Raw genomic sequence first — 1,567 nt, forward strand, 5'->3', positions numbered from 1 at the left:
CCAGCGAGAAGTTCGGCACGAAAGTGCGGTAGAACACCGTCCCCCAGGGCACGTCGACGACAAGCGCGACGGCGACATAGGCGAGCAGGACGAAGCTGGTCCATTTCAGGATGGCGACGTAGCGTTCGTAGCGAACGAACACCTCAAGCAGCACGCATCCCAAGGCGAAGGCGACGACATAAAGGCCCTCTTGGCCGCCAACGAGCAGTTTAAGCGCCGCCGCCATCGCGCCGAGATCGGCGCCGAGGTTGATGATGTTCGCCACGAGCAAAAGTCCGACGATCGAGCGCAGCAGCCAGGGCGAGTAGTGCGCGCGGATATTGCCGGCGATCCCCTGCCCGGTCACCCGGCCGATGCGTGCGCTGATCTCCTGAATCGCCGTCATCAGCGGGAAGCAGAACAGCATCACCCAGCACATGGCGTAGCCGAATTGCGCGCCGGCTTGCGAGTAAGTCGCGATTCCGCTCGGATCGTCGTCCGAGGCGCCGGTGATCAATCCCGGACCCAGCCTGCTTAAAAGTCCTTTCGACGCAGGGCGGCGAGCGGCGCGGTATCGGGCGATGCGCGAGGCCCGCAAGGCGAGGTTGTCGGGTGTCCGTTTTGCATCCGTCATTGCGCCGGAGCCGCTTTCGACACGCTCGCGTCCCCACGCGCGATTCGCACGATTTCCTGTGCAATATCCTCGGGTGAAAGAATAAAATCGATGCATCCGGTTGCGATCGCGCTCTCGGGCATGTCGGGTTGGCTGGCGGTATCAAGCTTTTGCGCAATGGTGATGCCGCCCACTTCCCTGATCCCGCAAAGCGCCGCCGCGCCATCGCCATCATAGCCGGAGACGATGATCGCGATAATCTTGCCGTTCCAGTTCTGCGTCAGGGAACGCAGGAAAACCGTGATGACATCCGGCCATCCCCTGGGTTTTGAAATCGGCTTGAGATGGAACTCTCCGTCGAGAACATGCAGGTCGCGTTTCGAGGGAATGATGAACACATGGTTGGGCCGAAGAACCAAGCCGTCAGTGATCAGTTCGACAGGCATCGCGGTGAAGCGCGGAAGAATCTCATGCAGCTGGGTGGCGACAATTCGCAAGTGATTGACGATGACAATGGCGACTCCCATGTCGTTCGGCAGGTTCTGGAGCAGTCGGGTATAGGCGTCGAGGCCCCCAGCGGAGCCGCCCACGCATACCACCGGGAAGTCCTTTGCGGCACGTCGGGGAATCATCGGCCTTCTCTCGCTATCGAGAGGCGCCCACCCGGATAACTTAGTCTCAAGCCGTGACGCTGGCGTTTAGCGCTGATCCAACCCTGAGACCGAACCGCCTGGCCGTTATGGTCGACGGTTGGGCTCTCACGCCTCATCCCGCCGACGCCCCCCAAGCGCGGCCGCGGCGCTGGCAACGAAAGCGCCGATGATCAGCGACAGCACCATCAAAAGCGTCGTCGTGATCCCCGCCTTGCGGGCTTTGTCCGCTGTTTCCTTTGCCTTTGATTTGGCCTGATCGATTTGGCCAAGGACATCATCTACGCGCTGTTGCGCATCGGCGGCGGGCCGCCCGGTCTGAGCG

Annotated in this window: 2 protein-coding genes and 1 pseudogene; all 3 read right to left on the minus strand. The window is 61.7% G+C overall.

The annotated features are described in order from the left end of the window. Nucleotides 1-613, minus strand: a 613-nt coding sequence (locus QZY01_RS09620) for a divalent metal cation transporter (RefSeq protein WP_294536383.1), incomplete at its 3' end; no start/stop codon positions are given. After that, complete coding sequence (locus tag QZY01_RS09625) at nt 610-1,224, minus strand: chemotaxis protein CheB (RefSeq protein ID WP_294536385.1); 615 nt, start codon at nt 1,222-1,224, stop codon at nt 610-612. The genes QZY01_RS09620 and QZY01_RS09625, both read right to left, overlap by 4 nt. Nucleotides 1,225-1,350: 126 nt before the next feature. Beyond that, a pseudogene (locus QZY01_RS09630) lies at nt 1,351-1,567 on the minus strand (hypothetical protein); the annotation flags it as partial.

This window comes from uncultured Rhodoblastus sp. (assembly GCF_903903185.1).
GTDB lineage: Bacteria > Pseudomonadota > Alphaproteobacteria > Rhizobiales > Beijerinckiaceae > Rhodoblastus.